General features: G+C 66.8%; 17 protein-coding genes. 8 read left to right on the top strand and 9 right to left on the bottom strand.

Annotated elements, in window-relative coordinates; genetic code table 11:
• Both AC3FKG_RS14550 and AC3FKG_RS14545 read right to left on the bottom strand, forming a co-directional pair.
• The gene (locus AC3FKG_RS14550; RefSeq protein WP_488743403.1) at positions 1 to 846 is read right to left on the bottom strand and encodes an arylamine N-acetyltransferase family protein; all 846 of its coding nucleotides are present in this window, start codon (positions 844 to 846) and stop codon (positions 1 to 3) included.
• Between the two features lie 14 nt (positions 847 to 860).
• Complete coding sequence (locus tag AC3FKG_RS14545; protein ID WP_483711735.1) at positions 861 to 1652, bottom strand: Crp/Fnr family transcriptional regulator; 792 nt, start codon at positions 1650 to 1652, stop codon at positions 861 to 863.
• A gap of 171 nt (positions 1653 to 1823) precedes the next feature.
• Here AC3FKG_RS14545 and AC3FKG_RS14540 point away from each other — a divergent pair, with 171 nt between their 5' ends.
• Positions 1824 to 2321 carry an Mpo1 family 2-hydroxy fatty acid dioxygenase gene (locus AC3FKG_RS14540; RefSeq protein ID WP_483711734.1) on the top strand — a complete coding sequence of 166 codons (498 nt, stop codon included), beginning with the start codon at positions 1824 to 1826 and terminating at the stop codon, positions 2319 to 2321.
• 24 nt (positions 2322 to 2345) lie between these two features.
• On the opposite strand, the gene AC3FKG_RS14535 is transcribed toward AC3FKG_RS14540, so the two are convergent.
• Genes AC3FKG_RS14535 through AC3FKG_RS14525 form a run of 3 tightly spaced genes read right to left on the bottom strand, consistent with a single transcriptional unit; the run spans position 2346 to position 4761 of the window.
• Positions 2346 to 3680, bottom strand: a complete 1335-nt coding sequence (locus AC3FKG_RS14535; RefSeq protein WP_483711733.1) for a sensor histidine kinase — start codon at positions 3678 to 3680, stop codon at positions 2346 to 2348.
• An 8-nt stretch (positions 3681 to 3688) separates the two neighbouring features.
• On the bottom strand, positions 3689 to 4363 hold the full coding sequence (locus tag AC3FKG_RS14530; RefSeq protein ID WP_488679237.1) for a response regulator transcription factor: 675 nt from the start codon (positions 4361 to 4363) through the stop codon (positions 3689 to 3691).
• A 20-nt stretch (positions 4364 to 4383) separates the two neighbouring features.
• Complete coding sequence (locus tag AC3FKG_RS14525; RefSeq protein ID WP_483711731.1) at positions 4384 to 4761, bottom strand: PepSY domain-containing protein; 378 nt, start codon at positions 4759 to 4761, stop codon at positions 4384 to 4386.
• Between the two features lie 175 nt (positions 4762 to 4936).
• Between AC3FKG_RS14525 and AC3FKG_RS14520 the strand changes: the two genes are divergently transcribed.
• Both AC3FKG_RS14520 and AC3FKG_RS14515 read left to right on the top strand, forming a co-directional pair.
• On the top strand, positions 4937 to 5116 hold the full coding sequence (locus tag AC3FKG_RS14520) for a hypothetical protein (protein WP_488743402.1): 180 nt from the start codon (positions 4937 to 4939) through the stop codon (positions 5114 to 5116).
• Positions 5117 to 5415: 299 nt separating this feature from the next.
• A complete protein-coding gene (locus AC3FKG_RS14515; protein ID WP_483711729.1) occupies positions 5416 to 5877 on the top strand; it encodes an HU family DNA-binding protein in 462 nt (153 codons plus the stop codon).
• 278 nt (positions 5878 to 6155) lie between these two features.
• On the opposite strand, the gene AC3FKG_RS14510 is transcribed toward AC3FKG_RS14515, so the two are convergent.
• A complete protein-coding gene (locus AC3FKG_RS14510; protein WP_483711728.1) occupies positions 6156 to 6527 on the bottom strand; it encodes a 5-carboxymethyl-2-hydroxymuconate Delta-isomerase in 372 nt (123 codons plus the stop codon).
• A 145-nt stretch (positions 6528 to 6672) separates the two neighbouring features.
• On the opposite strand from AC3FKG_RS14510, the gene AC3FKG_RS14505 reads away from it, so the two are divergent.
• Positions 6673 to 7200 (top strand): MgtC/SapB family protein, encoded by a 528-nt coding sequence (locus tag AC3FKG_RS14505; protein WP_488743401.1) that lies wholly within the window; start codon positions 6673 to 6675, stop codon positions 7198 to 7200.
• 105 nt (positions 7201 to 7305) lie between these two features.
• Positions 7306 to 8220, top strand: a complete 915-nt coding sequence (gene rocF / locus AC3FKG_RS14500; protein ID WP_483711726.1) for an arginase — start codon at positions 7306 to 7308, stop codon at positions 8218 to 8220.
• 68 nt (positions 8221 to 8288) lie between these two features.
• Here the strand turns inward: rocF and AC3FKG_RS14495 are convergent, their stop codons facing one another.
• Positions 8289 to 8882, bottom strand: a complete 594-nt coding sequence (locus AC3FKG_RS14495; RefSeq protein ID WP_483711725.1) for an HAD domain-containing protein — start codon at positions 8880 to 8882, stop codon at positions 8289 to 8291.
• 192 nt (positions 8883 to 9074) lie between these two features.
• Positions 9075 to 10676 (bottom strand): methyl-accepting chemotaxis protein, encoded by a 1602-nt coding sequence (locus tag AC3FKG_RS14490; RefSeq protein ID WP_483711724.1) that lies wholly within the window; start codon positions 10674 to 10676, stop codon positions 9075 to 9077.
• Positions 10677 to 10962: 286 nt separating this feature from the next.
• Between AC3FKG_RS14490 and AC3FKG_RS14485 the strand changes: the two genes are divergently transcribed.
• Entirely contained in the window at positions 10963 to 12798 is a 1836-nt protein-coding gene (locus AC3FKG_RS14485; RefSeq protein WP_488743400.1) for a phosphodiesterase, read from the top strand.
• 3 nt (positions 12799 to 12801) lie between these two features.
• Here AC3FKG_RS14485 and AC3FKG_RS14480 read toward each other — a convergent pair whose 3' ends face one another.
• Positions 12802 to 13575, bottom strand: coding sequence for a response regulator transcription factor (locus AC3FKG_RS14480; protein WP_483711722.1), 774 nt, complete (start codon positions 13573 to 13575; stop codon positions 12802 to 12804).
• Between the two features lie 269 nt (positions 13576 to 13844).
• Here AC3FKG_RS14480 and cls point away from each other — a divergent pair, with 269 nt between their 5' ends.
• Both cls and AC3FKG_RS14470 read left to right on the top strand, forming a co-directional pair.
• On the top strand, positions 13845 to 15278 hold the full coding sequence (gene cls / locus AC3FKG_RS14475; RefSeq protein WP_488743399.1) for a cardiolipin synthase: 1434 nt from the start codon (positions 13845 to 13847) through the stop codon (positions 15276 to 15278).
• Positions 15279 to 15369: 91 nt separating this feature from the next.
• On the top strand, positions 15370 to 16026 hold the full coding sequence (locus tag AC3FKG_RS14470) for a TetR/AcrR family transcriptional regulator (protein WP_483711720.1): 657 nt from the start codon (positions 15370 to 15372) through the stop codon (positions 16024 to 16026).
• Positions 16027 to 16176 lie beyond the last annotated feature (150 nt).

The raw sequence follows: 16176 nt of genomic DNA, 5'->3' as shown, positions 1-16176 counted from the left end.
TCAGCCGTGCAGCAGCGTGGGCAGCACACGTTCGAGCCGGTCGCGCGAGTCGGCGTCGAGTTCCACCTGGAAGCGATTGACGAGCGCATCGATGACCTCGTCGGCCGAAGTCATCGTCTGTCGCCGCAGGTTGCCCCTGGCTCCGCGTTCGGCCAGTTCGCCATTGGCTAGGGTCAGGCGCAAGTCGCCGGCGGTGCGCGCCAGCATCAGCCGCTGTGTAAAGATGCTGTCCGGATGCGTGCTGATGTACCAGTTTCGCGGAATGAAATCGATCCACGGCTGCGGCGACAAGTCGAAGCGATAGACCTTGAGCCAGCCGTCCGTGCCGCGCACTTCCAGATCCTGGCAGTGGAACGCGCCGGGCATGGCGTCTTCCGGCGCCGCGACCAGGCGGTACGGGAACGACCTGAGGGCCGGCGCGGACAGGGGAAGCGCCTGGTAAGGCGTGGGGCCGCCAAAGCCTACATCGGCGAGATAGCTGCGATGCGCCACTTCCACGCGCAGCAGCATGTGCGAGGCCGGGGTTTGCACCGTGTCGGCCACGCCCCAGCGCACGCGTGCGGCCAGCGGCGTCACGGCGTAGCCCAGGGAAGTCAGTGCGGCGGCGAGCAGCGTGTTGAGCTCGAAGCAATAGCCGCCGCGCCGGCGCGTCACGAGCTTGTCGAATACGGTGTCGATATCGATTCGCACCGGGCTGCCCAGCAGCGGGTCGATGTTCTCGAACGGGATGTGCGCGAGCTGCGCGGCAATCAGCGCGTTGAGTCCTTCCAGTGTGGGCGAGGGCGGGGCGCCGATGCCCAGGCGGTCAAGGTAGGCATCGAGGCGGGTGGGGTCGAGCATGATCATTTCGCGTACCGGTTTCAGTTGAGCGCTTCGAGTGCCGCAAGGTCCAGCAAGTCGACGCTGCCGTACCGCAGGCGCAGCAGGCCGCGCGATTCCAGCTCGCGCAGCGCCTGGTTGACCGTCTGCCGCGACAGGCCGAGCATCTGCGCCAGCTGTTCTTGCGGAATCTTCACGGTCTGGGTGGCGGGTAGCGTAGTGGAGGCTGCGCCGTCCGCAGGGTGAGGCGGGTTGCCATAGCCGCGCGCAATGGCGGCCAGCCGGCGGGCGATGCGCGCGGCTGGCGGCAGCAACTGCATTTCCTCGACATAGTCGAACACCATGCGCGTCTTGGCGGCCAGCAACAAGCCGAACTCGCGCCACCAGGCTGGATGCTGCGCGAGCCGGCGCTCCAGGCTCGCGCGTGGGACATGCCACAGCAGCGCGGCGTGTACGGCGCGCGCGTCGTGGGTGCGCGGCAGACCGTCGAACAGGCAGATCTCGCCGAACCAGGCGCCCGATTCCAGCAGGCCAAGCAGCGCTGCCTTGCCGGATTCTCCGGCGGCATCGACCTGCATGGTGCCGCCGGCCACGCAATAGAGCCCGTCGAACGCGTCGCCGCGCGCAAACAGGGCTTCGCCCGCGGCCAGCCGGCGCCAGCTGCCATCGTCAAGAAGCGCTTGCCGCAACGCCTCCGGCAACTGGGCAAACCACGGGCTGGCGTGCAGCGCGGCAGCGGCGTCCGGGCGCGAAAGTGCCGCACTGCCTCCAGGTGTGGCGCGAGGGAGGCCTGACGGGCCGCGCGTGTCGCCGGGGGGCTGAGCCATGCCCATGTTGTCTCCTGTCTTGTTCTGTTCGGGTTGTCACGTACCGCGCGGCGCGTCCGACTGTCAAAAATCGGACAGACGCAGCCGGACCCGCCCACTACTATAAATCCGAACCCGCAACACAGCCGGGGCGCCGGGGTTGCCGCAGCCACCGGACCGGAGCAAAGGAGACCCTTCATGAAAACCCTGGTCGAACACCTGGCCAACTACGCCGCTTATCACCGCGACGCGCGCAACGTCGCCACGCATTTCATCGGTATCCCGATGATCGTGCTTGCCGTCACCACGTTGCTCGGGCGGCCCGCCATGCCGCTGGGGGAAGGTTCGGCCTATTTGACGCCCGCCATGGTTGTGTACGCGCTGTCATGCCTGTTTTACCTGCGCCTGTCGGCGGGCTTCGGCATCGCCATGACGATCGTTCTGGCGCTGTTCGTGTACGCCGGCGCGCATCTGGCGGCGCTGCCCACGGGGCCATGGCTTGCCGCCGGCGTGGGGTTGTTCGTCGCCGGCTGGATCATCCAGTTCATTGGTCACTACTATGAAGGCCGCAAGCCTGCCTTTGTCGATGACCTGGTCGGGCTGCTGGTCGGCCCATTGTTTCTGGTGGCGGAGACCGCGTTCGCGTGCGGTCTCGCGGCGGATACGCGCGATGCCATGCTGGCGCGCGCGTCCTGACGCGGCGGCTTGCAGCGGCGCCGGTCAGGCCATGCCGGCCGGCAGCCGCAGGCGCGCGGCCAGCCCGCCCAGTGTGCTGGTGCCGAGCTCCAGCGATCCTTCATACATGGCCGCTATCTCGGTGACGATGGCCAGGCCAAGCCCGCTGCCGGCAGCGCTTTCGTCCAGGCGCCCGAAGCGGGCCGCGGCCAATCCGCGCGCGTCGGGCGGCATGCCGGGGCCATCGTCCTCTACCAGGATTTCGAGGGCCGCCGCGCCGGTATCCTCACGCAGGCGGATGCGCACCTGCGAACGCGCCCACTGGCAGGCGTTGTCGAGCAGGTTCCCCAGCATCTCCACCAGATCCTGACGGTCGCCGGCGAAGTGTCCTTCGCCCTGCACGTCCATGTCGAGCTGGCGCGCATCATGCAGGCGCATCAGCGCGCGTGTCAGTTCGCGCACGGCGGGGCCTGCCTCGATGCGCTCGCCGCGTGCGGCCGCGGCGCCCGCCGCGCGCGCGCGGGCCAGGTGGTGATCGACTTGCCGACGCATGGCATCCACCTGGCGCGATATGGCCGCGGCGGCAGGGTCCGGCAGGCTGATGGCTTCGTTGGCAAGCACCGCCAGTGGCGTCTTGACGGCATGGGCCAGGTCTGCCGCCTGCCGCCGCGACCGTTCCAGCGCCTGCGTGTTGTCATCGAGCAGCGTGTTGATCTCGCTGACCAGCGGTTGCACCTCGGTTGGCCATTTGCCGCCCAGGCGGCGCTCGCGCCGCGCCTGCATGGCCGCGAGCGCTTGCCGCAGGCGCTTGAGCGGCGCCAGCCCGAAGCGCACCTGGGCAGCCACCGCCAGCATCAGCCCCATGCCGAGCGCGCCCAGCGACCAGGCCAGCATGGTGTTGAAGGCGCGCCGTGCCGCGCGCAACTCGGTGCGGTCCAGCGCAACGGATACGTCGACAGGCGTGTCGGACGAGGCCAGCACGATGCGGCGCGACACGACCAGCAGGGACTGCCGGTTTGGCCCGGCACGCACTTCCGCAGGGGTTCCGGCGACTTGGTGCGCGGCCTTTTCCGGCATCTCGGTATCCCACAGCGAGCGCGAACGCAGCAGCGCGCCGGAGGCGCGCGCCTGCCAGTAGGCGCCGGAATAGGGGAGTTCATAGCGGGGATCGGCAGGCGCGCGCGTCAGTTGCAGCCGGCCATCGGGGCTCCAGTCGAGAGCGGCCGTCAGGCTGGTGAGCTGGTGCTCGAGCTGCCGGACATAGGTGTCGTTGACATGCCGCTCGAACAGCGTCGACAGCATCCACCAGCTGGCCCCGAGCGCTGCGGCCAGCCAGACGGCGGCCACGGCGAGCAGGCGTAGCGCCAGCGAGTTGCGCATCCTGTCCTTTACACGCCGCCGGCAGCGGGCGGGCGCAGCCGGTAGCCTTGCCCGCGCACGGTTTCGATCACGTCGACGCCGAGCTTGCGGCGCAGCCGGCCGATGAAGACTTCAATGGTGTTGCTGTCGCGGTCGAAGTCCTGCGCGTAGATGTGCTCGGTCAGCGTGGTCTTGCTGACGATCGAGCCCGGATGGTGCATCAGGTAGTCCAGCACCTTGAACTCGTGCGCGGTCAGCACCACGGCGGCGCCGTCCACGGTCACGGTGCCGGCGCGCGGATTGAGCAGGACAGGTCCGCAGCTGAGCTCCGGAGCCGGCATGCCGTGCGCGCGCCGGATCAGCGCGCGGATGCGGGCCTGCAGTTCTTCCATGCGGAAGGGCTTGGCCAGGTAGTCGTCGGCGCCCGCATCGATGCCCTCGACCTTCTCCGTCCAGCTGTCGCGCGCGGTGAGGATCAGCACGGGAACGTTGACCTGTTCCGCGCGCCAGCGGCGCAGCACGCTCAGGCCGTCCAGGCGCGGCAGGCCCAGGTCAAGGACCACCGCGTCGTAGGGCTCGTTCGCGCCCAGGTGCCAGGCGTCGAGGCCGTCGGCCGCCATGTCGACGGCATAGCCGGCCGCGGCCAGGCTCGCCTGGACCTGGCCGGCGAGCGTCGGTTCGTCTTCCACCAGCAGGATGCGCATGATGTGGGGCTCCGGATGCGTCAGGGCTGCTTGCGCGCCTGCTCGAGGTTGCGGCCTTTCGCCTTGAGCAGCGCGCCGGTGCGCGCATCGTATTCCAGCTTGGCCACCGAGCCGCCCGGCAGCAGCAGCTTGACCTCGTACTGCCAGACGCCGTCGTCGCGATCGAGTTCGACGCCGATGACATCCCCGGCGTACTGCTGCGATACCGCCTCCAGAATGCGCGACAGCGGCAGGATTTCGCCGGACTGCACCGCTGCACGGGCGCGGTCGGCATCCTTGTCGGCATGCGCGGGGCCGGCGATCCCGAGCACCAGCGCAACGGTGGCCGCGGCCAGCACGAACACAGGGCGGCGCGCGTGGCGGGAGCGGGCAGGGCGGGATGCGCGAATGCTGTTCATGGCCTGAAGTTTGCCTCAAAACGGCTGAACGCCGGCTGAACGGATGCCTCAGCCGGCGTTCAGGTGCCGCTCGCGACAATGCTCGCCAACCGTTCGAGGAGTCCACCCCATGTCGCGCCAACCGTTTTTCGCATCCCTGTCACCGTCGACACCAAAGCGCTCCGCGGACCGGCGCGTGGCACTTCTGGCGGCCGGCGCGCTGTTCTCGCTGCTCTGCGTTTCGAGCCTGTTCTGGATGCACGCCGACCTCGTGGCGATGCTGCGCGAGTGGTCGCGCGCCGATGCATGCTTGTCGCTGATCGCCCTCGGCACCATGGTTGCCGGCCCGCTGATTGCAGCGTGGCTTGGCGAATAGTCCCTGAAAAACAGGGGTAACGGGCGTTGCCGGGGATTGCTGACGCCGCAAATTTCTTGCCGCCGAAGACGCCTGACCGCGCGAAAGTGGGGGGACGTAGTGCTCCGGCGCGTTCGCGCTGAGGTTAAGCCGCGACAAAACACCGGGTTTTCACGGGGTTTTTGGCGTTGCGCGCATGAAAACCCTTTGACACACGGATGTTTCCGCTATGATTCAGTGGCGCCGGCATGGGGTATTGGCAACGCGATGCGAAGCCGTCGAATGTCCGGCTCTGATCTGTTCAACTCTCGTAAATCGACATGGCGACCAAAGCGAAACCGACCGCGAAGACGACTGCAACCAAGCCCGCTGCCAAGAAGGCCGCGGCAACGAAGGCACCCGTGAAGGCTGCCGCCAAGAAGGCCGCGCCGGCCAAGAAGGCTGCTCCGGCTGCCGCGGTGACCCCGCGCCCGCTGAAGGACACCTTCAACAAGTCGAGCCTGGTCGCTCACCTGGTAGCCCAGACCGAGTTGGAACCCAAGACCGTGAAGACGGTGCTGGCCCATCTGGAAAACACCATCGTCAGCGCGCTGAACAAGAAGGGCGCAGGCGAATTCACGCTGCCGGGCCTGCTGAAGGTGACCGCGCAGCAAGTGCCGGCCAAGAAGAAGCGCTTCGGCAAGGATCCGTTCACCGGTGAAGAGCGTTGGTTCCCGGCCAAGCCGGCCAGCGTCAAGGTGAAGGTTCGCCCGCTGAAGAAGCTGAAGGACGCTGCCGCCTGATCGGCCAGTTGATCCGCATGAAAAAGGAGCCGCTCGCCGGCTCCTTTTTTTATTTTGCCGGATAGGCATCGCCCGGCACGGCCGGTCCGCCAGACTCGCTTCGACTTAACCCAGGTCAAACTGGCGGCGGGAGTGATTGACTAGAATCCAAAGCGTCATGGGTGCGGGGGCGCTCCCCATGGCAACTGGCTCCCGGTGTCTTCCCGGAAGCCCTGCCCGCTGCCAGCGATGGCCGCGGGCTTTCTTTTTTCTGCGCCGAGATCTGACCACGGCACGCGTCAGCCGCCCACGATCTGCTTGGCATAGCTGGCGCGTTCCATCTCGCAGACTTCGACGCTGATCTGCACGCTCTGTACTTCGGCGTTGGCGGGGCGCACCGCTTCGGCGATGACGTCGCAGACGGCCTGGCCCAGTGCGCGCCTGACCGCCAGTTCGCGGCCATCCAGGATGGACAGCCGTGCGTGCACGAATGCGCGCTCGGCGGCCTGCACGCCCTGGCGGAACGTGGACAGCGTGATGCAGCGTGACTTGATATCGGCCTCGCCGAATTCGCCGGACGCCAGCAGCGCGGCGTTGGCCTCGTCGAGCAGTTCTTCGGGCGAACAGTTGAGGCGCGTGTTTTCGGTGATTTCGATGACGAGATGAGGCATGGCAAGGTAGGGTAGGCGGTACAGGCCGGGCCGCTGGAGAACCCGGGGCGAGTTGCCATGATAAGGGCATTCGGCCGACATGCACGGTTGCCTGAGGTAAGCTTGCATCAGCGCCTGCGGCGTCGGATCGGACACAAGTACACCTATGGAAACCATCAGCTTCGAAATCTTTCTGCGCCTGTTTTTGGGGTTGCTCGCTGGCGCCGTGATCGGCCTGGACCGCAACCTGCGCGGCAAGGCCGCCGGCATGCGCACGCTGGGGCTGGTATCGCTGGGCGCGGCAACGGCGGTATGCCTGGTAACGCAGTCCGGACACCCGATGGACGCCGTCTCGCGTGTGCTGCAGGGCCTGCTGACCGGCATCGGCTTCCTGGGCGTGGGCGTGATTGCACGGCATGGCACGCACCAGCGCCCGCAGGGGCTGACCACTGCGGCGGCAATCTGGTTGTCTGCCATCCTTGGCGCGGCGTCGGGTGCGGGTTACTACGTGGTCGGTGGCCTGTCGCTCGTGCTCGGCATGGCGCTGCTATGGATGGGCGGACGCCTGGAAACGCGGCTGCATCGCGTGCTGGATCCGATCAATGGCGACCAGCATGGTGTTCGCGACAACGACGCGGGCAAGCAGCGCAGTACCGACGACCGCGGCAATCACGAAGACGATCTCTTTCCTTGAAGCATTGAGGGATCGGGAACCTTGCGCCGCGGCAAGTTGCCAGACCCGACAGGGACGGCGCTCTTCCCGGGGCACCGTTTCCAGTCAAACGACCACAGGAGCCCCATGAAGCCGATTACGCTGTTTGGCGCGCCGACGGATGTCGGCGCGAGCACCCGAGGCTGCACCATGGGTCCGGAGGCACTGCGCATCGCCGACATCGTCCCGGCCCTGGCCCGGATGGGGTTGGATGTGCGCGATGACGGCAATATTGCCGGTCCGGTCAATCCCCTGGCAGCGCCGGTGCAAGGCTTGCGCCACCTCGATGAAGTGGTGGCATGGAACCGCGGCGTCTTTGAAGCCAGCACGCGCGTACTCGAAACGGGCAGGGTGCCGGTGCTGCTGGGCGGGGACCACTGCCTGGCGGTGGGGTCGGTGAGCGCCGTGGCGCGCCACTGTCGCCAGGCGGGCCGCAAGCTCGTGGTGCTCTGGCTCGACGCGCACGCGGATGCCAACATCGGATCCAGCACGCCGACTGGCAATATGCACGGCATGCCGGTGGCCTGCCTGTGCGGCGACGGCCCTGCGCCGTTGACCATGCTTGGCGGCCACGCTCCGGCGGTCTTGCCGCAGGAAATCCGGCAAGTAGGCATCCGCAGCGTCGACGCGCAGGAAAAGCTGCGGCTGCATGGGCTCGGCCTGAAGGTGTTCGACATGCGCTATATCGACGAGTACGGCATGCGCCAGACCATGGAGCAGGCGCTGGCCGGCGTGGACGACGACACGCACCTCCATGTGAGTTTCGACGTGGATTTCATCGACTCCGCCATTGCGCCGGGCGTCGGCACGATGGTGCTGGGCGGGCCGACCTATCGCGAGACGCAGCTGTGCATGGAGATGATCGCCGATACGGGACGGTTGTCCTCGCTGGACGTGATGGAGCTCAACCCTGCCTGCGATGTGCGCAACGAGACGGCAAGGCTGGTGGTGGACTTCCTGGAAAGCCTGTTCGGCAAGTCAACGCTGCTGCGGGCACGCTGACGGCGCCTCGCGGCGATGCAACAAGAAGGGTGCCGCGGCACCCTTTTTTCATCAGGCGGTTGTTGCGCTCAGGCGTGCAGTGCCGCGGCGGCGGCCGGCTGCACAGGGGGATCGAAGCGGGCTGGTTCTTCGCGCGCCAGCCGCTGCAGCTGGGCCAGCTTGGCACGCAGGCCTGCGTCGAGCCGCGGCGGCGGCATCAGCGTGGACGGGCAGGCCACGCCAAGAATATCCAGCGCCTGCCGGAAGTTCGCGACCGTAAGGCCCTGGGCCGGGTCGACGCTGACCAGATGCTCGCGCTGCGCTTCGGTCATCGATTCGGCCGGTGCGCAGGACACGATCGCATACGAAGACGGCAGCGCGCGGCGAGCAAAGTAGGCGTCGATCTCCGCGCCGTGACCGCCCGCTACCGGCGGCGTCATGCCTTCTACCTGCAGGTCCAGCTGTTGAAAGATGGCGGCCGGCGTGCCGCGTCGCCAGGCGTCCGACACCACCACCCGGGCCCCGGCCAGGCCGAAGAGCCGACGGATATAGCCCAGCGCGATGGGATCGAAGAAGTGGACATCGCGCAAGGTGCCCGAGTCGGGAACCCCGCCGAGCCGGGCCTGGGACCGGTCGGAATACAGTACGCCAGGTACGTCCAGCATGATGAGTCGTTCGGACATGATTTCCTTGGGGGGTTACCCATCGGGTTGGTGTGAGCAAAGATTACTCGGCAACCCGCGGCCTGCGCGTAACTCGGCCGGCCCCAAATGAAACATATCTGTAACTTCGTCGCGGAAGTCGTAAATGCCGGTTACCTCTCAATGTCAAATGTTTCCGGCTGACACATCTTTAGGTCTGCGGCGTCCACCCGGCTAAAAGCGGAAGCGCGCCACGTCCTGTTCCAACCCGGCTGCGAGGGCGTCCAGGCGTTCCGCCTGCGCGGCAACGGTATCTACCAGCTCTGCGTTCCGTTGCGCGGTTTGTTCGAGCTGGCTGACCGAGTGTCCGGCCGTGCGTACGCCGATTGCCTGTTCGTCGGCCAGTCCGCACAGTTGGCTGGCCAGTTCGTGGCTATGGCTCACGGCGGCGTCGATGCGCCCCATGGCGTTGACCACTTCCGCGGTCAGCTGCGTACCGCGCTCGATCTCGCGCGTGGCGTTGCCGACGATGCCGCCGATTTCGCGGGCCGAGCTGGCGCTGCGCTGCGCCAATGCCCGGACTTCCTGTGCCACCACCGCGAAGCCGCGCCCGGCCGGGCCGGCGCGGGCAGCTTCGACGGCAGCATTCAGCGCAAGGATGTTGGTCTGGAACGCAATGCTCTCGATCAGCGTGACAACCTCGGCGATTTGCCGTGAATGCACGTGCACGGCTTCCATGGCGCCGCTCATCTCGCGCACGACAGCCGAGCCGGAGTTCGCTGCTTCACGCGCTTGCTGCGCGACGCCGCTGGATTCAGTGGCCTGCGCATGGGCCTGTTCGACCAGTCCGGCCAGGCGGCGCACGCTCCCGGCCGCCTCAGCCAGCGCGGTGGCCTGCTGGTTGGTGCGTGCCGCGAGGTCGTGGTTGCCGGCGGCAATGCCGGCGCTCGCTGCGGTGATGTCCGCGGCGGAATCGCGGATGCGCGCCAGCACGCCGGCCAATTGGTCGCGCATGCGCGACAGCAGGCCCAGCACGCTGTGCGCGTCACCGTTGCGCAGACGGATGTCGCCGGTCAGGTCGCCGGCCGCAATGCGCGTGGCGGCCCCCGCCGCGTCCGCGGGTTCGCCGCCAAGCTCGGTGGTGAGGCTGCGCGCGGCAAACCATGCCAGACCGGCGGCAGCGAAGAGGCTCGCGGCCAGCAGGCCGATCATCAGCGCCTGCGCCGCGGCCTGGCGCGAGCCCACGCTGGCCATGGTGTCGGCAGCCTGCCGCTCCTGGCGCGCGCGCGCATCTTCCATCATGCCGCTGAGCTTTGTGAGTTGTTCGCCAACAAAATGGCCATCTACGGAAACCGCGCTGTCGAACTGCAACGGGTCCAGCGGTTGCTGCCGTACCAGTGCAACGTAGGCCTGCAGCAGCTTGCCCGCCTGAACGCGTTCGGGCTGCAAGCGCTCGGCCTGTGCCGGTGCGGCGTGCCGGATGCCGTCGAGCGCCGCATCGAGCCGGCCCAGCGCGGCATCGATGTCGGCGGCGGCTTCATCGCGCTCTGTGCCACTGGTCGCCATGGTTATCGACAACTGGGCGCGGCCGAGCCGGGCCAGTGCCGATTGCGCGCGCTCGGCGGAGATCGCGCCGTGCATGTCCTGTCGATACAGGGCGTCACTGCGCTGGCGCAAGTCAATGAGATTCACAATGCCGGTCACGCCGACCGCGGCGCCGAACAAGTACACCAGCGCGAACGCTGCGCACAGTCGCGCCAGCAATGGCAGGCGCGCAAATCGCGATGCCCGGTGGACACGGCCCGTCGGACGGAACAACTTGAGTGATTGCAACACGAATACGACTCCGGCGGGCATGGTGCCCGCATGACCTGTCCGTCGGATCGCGCAGGTGCTGCTGGCACTGCCGCTGACACCGGAATCCCGGACATTGCTGACCCAGGCCGGGCAATCGCGCTTATGGGAGGCGTGGAGTGCGCGAGCCTCGGCCGGCACGGATAGTCGGACAGGAATGTGACGCTGGCGTGACAGTCTGGCGGTGTGCCCCGATGTCATATTGCGGTCACATTACTGTCATGAAATACGCGCCGGGCGCTTGCCCAGTAATTTTTCCGGTCACTTTATGCCAGGCTCGCCTGCCGCCATGCCTTCCGATAGCCGCCCCGAGGCGGGCTGTTCCATGCCATTGCAGTGGCCGTCGCTGCCACCCTTGCACGCCGTATTTCAGCCCATCGTGCAGACTGAATCGGCGGAAATACTGGGCTACGAAGCACTGATCCGCGGGCCGGCCGGCTCCTCCTATGCCAGTCCGGAGGCACTGTTCAGGCTGGCGCAAAGCCCGGCGGGCACCATTGCGCTGGAGACGCAGGCCGCGCGGACAGCGCTGGCGGCCTGGAGCGTGCTCGATCTGCCGGGCAAGCTCTTTCTCAATTTCAGCCCGCTTACCCTGCGCCATTTGCTCGCGGGACGCGGCAGCGGCTTTTCCATGCTGATCGGTGCCGGTATCGCGCCGGCACGCATCGTGATCGAGGTCACGGAACAGACGCCGATCGGCGATGCGGCCAGCTTCGGGCAGGCCATGGCCGTGCTGCGCGAACTTGGCATGCAATACGCGCTGGATGACTTCGGCACCGGCCATGCAAACCTGGACCTGCTGGCCCACCTGTCTCCGCAGTTCGTGAAGATCGACAAGTCGCTGGTCCGCGGCGTCGCCTCCTGTTCGCGGCGGCTGGAGATCCTGCGCGGCGTATTGCGGATGATGGGGGCGTTTGGCGGCCGCGTGATCGCTGAAGGCATCGAGGACGAAGACGAACTGGCCGTGGTCCGCGACCTGGGCGTGGCGGGTGCGCAGGGCTACTACCTTGGCCGGCCGGAGGCCGAACCGCCCATCCACGTCGGCACGCAAGTCAGACGGGTGCTGACGTCGCGTCAGATCGCGGTGTTTCCCCAGATGGTCCGTTCCGGCTGGTCGGGCATCACGGCAGGTCGTCTGTTGCGCGCGGCCCCCGCGGTCTTGCCCGGGACGGCCAATGATGACGTGCTGCGCGTGTTCCAGTCGCAGCCGGAACTGCCGGCCGTGGCGATCGTCAGTGAAGACCAGAAGCCGCTGGCCATTATCAACCGGCAGAATTTCATGGATCGCTACGCGGCGCCATTCCATCGCGAGCTGTACGGTAGGAAGGCCTGCATTACGCTGGCGAATTGCGAGCCAGCCTGTTTCGACCTGCATGCGGGGCTGGAAACCATGACGCAGATACTGGCCGGCGAGAACCCGCGCTCGCTGGCCGACGGCTTTGTCATCACCAGCCAGGGACGCTATATGGGCCTGGGCACCGGGGCGGACCTGGTCCGTGCCATCACCGAGATCCGCATGGAGGCGGCGCGCTACGCCAACCCACTGACCTTCCTGCCAGGCAATATTCCGCTGAACCAGCATATCGATCGGCTGATCGAAGCCGGCAATGCGTTCTACGCTTGCTATGTCGACCTGAACCACTTCAAGTCCTACAACGACAAGTACGGTTACTGGGAAGGCGACGAGATGCTCAAGGGCGCCGCAGCCATCCTCACCGAGGCTTGCGACCCGGCACGCGATTTTCTGGGGCATGTCGGCGGCGACGATTTCCTGGTGCTTTACCAGAGTGCGGACTGGGCGGTGCGCGTGGGTGCGGCCATTCGCCGCTTCAATGATGCGGCGCGAGACATGTACACGCCGGCAGACCGCGCCGCCGGCGGGATCCACGCCCAGGATCGCAACGGTCAGCCGGTTTTCTTCCCGCCCGTATCGATGGCGGCCGGTGTTGTGCGCGTGCAAGCAGAGGCGATGAGTGGATGCCAGCGCGTGGGCAGCCAGCAGATAGGCGCTGCTGCGGCGGCGGCCAAGCATGAGGCCAAGCGGGCGGCCAACGGCATTGCCGTACTCGACTTCAGGACGCTGGCAGACCGCCTGCCAGCATAGTCGTCAGGTCAGGGCCAGTTCGAGGGGCGGGTTGCCCGATTGCGGATTGGGGAGCCGCATGGAGCCGCCATCGTCATGGACGTCCAGGCGATAGCCATGCGCGTAGACCACCGTGATCGAAATGCCAGTCTCGGGACTGAGCCGCAAGGTCTTGCGCAGGCGCGACATCAGGCCGGCCAGTGCGCGCGACAAAGGCGGCAGTTCATGGTGCCAGATGGCCTGTTCGATGCGGCGGTTGGCCAGCACGCGCCCGGCGTTGGAGAACAGCAGCATGGCCAGGTCGAATTCCTTGGGCGTGAGGGTGATGCGTTCGCCGTTCAGCGTCGCGAAGCGGCCTACGCTGTTGAGCTGGTACGGGCCCGCGCGCACCACCAGACCCTGTCTCTGGCGGTCGCCTGTCGCGCGCCGGCGCAGCGCGGCCATGCGCGCCAGCAGCACGCGCGTGCTCAGCGGCCCACAAAGGTAGTCATCGGCGCCGGCGTCCAGGGCCTCGACCAGTGCCTCCTCGCTGCCGCTGCCGCCGCCACCCAGCATCATGATCGGCAGATCCCGCGAGCGTGCGCAGCGCACGGTGCGGATGACATCGATGGCAACGGTGTCCGGCAGTTCGTCGTGGATCAGCAGCATGTCGTAAGAAGCCAGGCTGACGCCCTGGATGAGCGCGCGCGGCGAGGCAAAAACATTGCATCGGAAGCCTGAGCGGGCCAGCAGGTCCGGCACGGATTTCAGCTGCGCTGACTGGCCGCTCAGCAGCGCGATGTTCATAAGGTCAGGCATACGGTGGAGGCAGGTGTCTGGAGGTCGGGATTGCCGAAAGGCACTGATTCGAAAGCGTATAAAGGCAAACGGCGCATAACAATCGGACAAATCCGATTCCAGCCGGAAAATTGAGGTAGCGCAGAAGCGGCGCCGGATTGCGTTGCGCGCTTTTCACGTGGGGGCGGGCACTCGGTGGGGGCGTCGGCGCCGCAGCCGGCACTTTGCTGTGCCAAAATAGGGCTTATCGTGATCCGGTTCCGCATGGTGAGAACCTGGGAAGCCTGCAGATGCTAAGCGCGAGCGTTGTCGCGACGGTCATCCTGATATTCCACATCATCGGCGTACTGGCCGCCTTGCACGCCGTCATGACGGTGCGTACGGCGCCGGGCGCGATCGCCTGGGCAGGGTCGCTGGTGATGATGCCGTATTTCGCGCTGGTGCCCTACCTGATCTTCGGCAGGAGCCGGTTCGCCGGCTACGTCAACGCGCGCCGGTTCAACGACGACCGGCTGCGGGAGATCCGCCATGGCATGACGCCCGCGGACCGCGAGGCGCGCAGCGCCTGCGTGGTGCATGCGCCGGAGCAGGTCTGCATGCGCGCGCTGCCGCGGCTGACCGGCATGCCTTGCCTGGCCAATAACGATGTGCGGCTGCTGGTCAATGGCACGGCTACGTTCGAAGCCATTTTCAAGGCGGTGGCGGCCGCCACGCAGGTGGTGATTGTCCAGTTCTTCATCGTCCACGACGACGTGCTTGGCCGGCGCCTCCAGGCGCTGCTGTGCGAGCGCGCGCAGGCGGGCGTCAAGGTCTACTTTCTCTATGACAGCATCGGATGCCACGCCCTGCCGCGCGGCTACGTGAAAACGTTGCTGGCCGCCGGCGTCGAGGCGCGTGCGTTCTCCACTCACCGTGGCTTTGTCAACCGCTTCCAGCTCAATTTCCGCAACCACCGCAAGCTTGTCATCGTCGATGGCGCGCAGGCGTTCGTCGGCGGGCACAACGTGGGCGTGGAATATCTTGGACTGCGCCCGCCGCTGGCGCCGTGGCGCGACACCCATATCAGCGTGCGTGGCAGTGCCGTGCTGGACCTGCAGATGGCGTTCGCCGAAGACTGGTACTGGGCCGCGCGCGAAGTGCCGTACCTGCTGATGCCGCCGCCGGACGAGGTCGGCCGCATGACCTGCCAGGTGGTGCCGACCGGTCCCGCCGATGCGCAGGAAACGTGCTCGCTGTTCTTTGTCGAGGCGATCCAGGCGGCGAAGCACAGGGTCTGGATCACGTCGCCGTACTTCGTCCCGGACGAGGCGGTCTTCGCCGTGCTGCGGCTGGCGGTTCTGCGCGGAGTGGATGTCCGCATCCTGATCCCGGCGCGGCCGGATCATCTCGTAGTCTTTGCCGCGTCCACACTTTACGCGCACCAGGCGGTGATTGCCGGCATCAAGCTGTACCGCTACCAGCCGGGCTTTCTCCACCAGAAAGTCATCCTGATCGACGACGAAGCCGCAGCAATTGGCACGGCGAACCTGGACAACCGCTCATTCCGGCTGAACTTCGAGCTGATGGTCATGACCGCCGATCGGTCGTTTGCCGGCCAGGTCGCCGAGATGCTGGAGGCAGATTTCGCCCAGGCGCGGCGGATCGGCGTCGAAGAGTTTCTCAGGGCCCCGGCGCCATTGCGCGTCGCGATGCATGTGGCGAAGCTGTTTGCGCCGATCCTCTAGCCACACCACCGGAACCGCGCCGTTGCACCTATTGTGTACACTGTTCACTATTGGCAGGGCAAGATAAGAACAGCATGTACTGGGGGAAATCATGAGCCGGATTGCTTCACCTACGCCGGCCCGCGCGACGTATCGCCACGGCGACCTGCGCCGCGCGCTGCTGGAGGCCGGCATCGCCCTGGCGCGCGAAGGGGGACCAGACGCCATCGTCCTGCGCGAAGCCACGCGTCGCGTCGGCGTGGTGCCCAACGCGGCCTACCGGCATTTTTCCAGCCGGCAGGATTTGTTGCAGGCCGTGCGCGCGGCGGCGCTATCCGCACTGGCCGTGGCCATGGAAGCCGAAATGGGCGATATCCGCCCCGGCAGCGGCTCGGCGGCGCTGGCTCGCGCCAAGCTGCGAGCGGTCGGCACCGGCTATCTGCGTTTTGCCCTTGCCGAACCCGGGTTGTTCCGAACAGCGTTTTCCGTACCGGACGATGTCGAGACCGATGCCGACCCGGCGAAAGCGGGCGACAGCGGGCTAAATCCCTTTGAATTGTTGTCGGCTGCGCTGGATCAGATGGTCGATGCCGGAGTCCTGCCTGCCCGGCGCCGTCCCGGCGCCGAATACCTGGCCTGGTCAGCGGTGCACGGCCTGTCCATGTTGTTGCTCGATGGGCCCTTGCGCGGGAGGGAGCCGGCGCAAGCCGAGGTGCTAGGGCAGCGTTTGATCGATATGGTGGAGCAGGGACTCCAGACGCCGGGCTGAGACCAACTGGCTCAAAAAAACTGCCACGACGGCGGGAACCATCGTGGCAGGGCAAGGAACCAGGAAGGGGGGCCCTGGCTCGTCGGGGCACCCGCGGGATGGGTGCCAGGCAAATCTATTCCGTTAGTTCTCATTCGAAAATCGGATAAG

This window comes from Cupriavidus sp. 22TCCZM04-2 (assembly GCF_057798895.1).
Note: the sequence above shows the minus strand (reverse complement) of the source record. Positions and strands in the feature narration are given on the sequence as shown.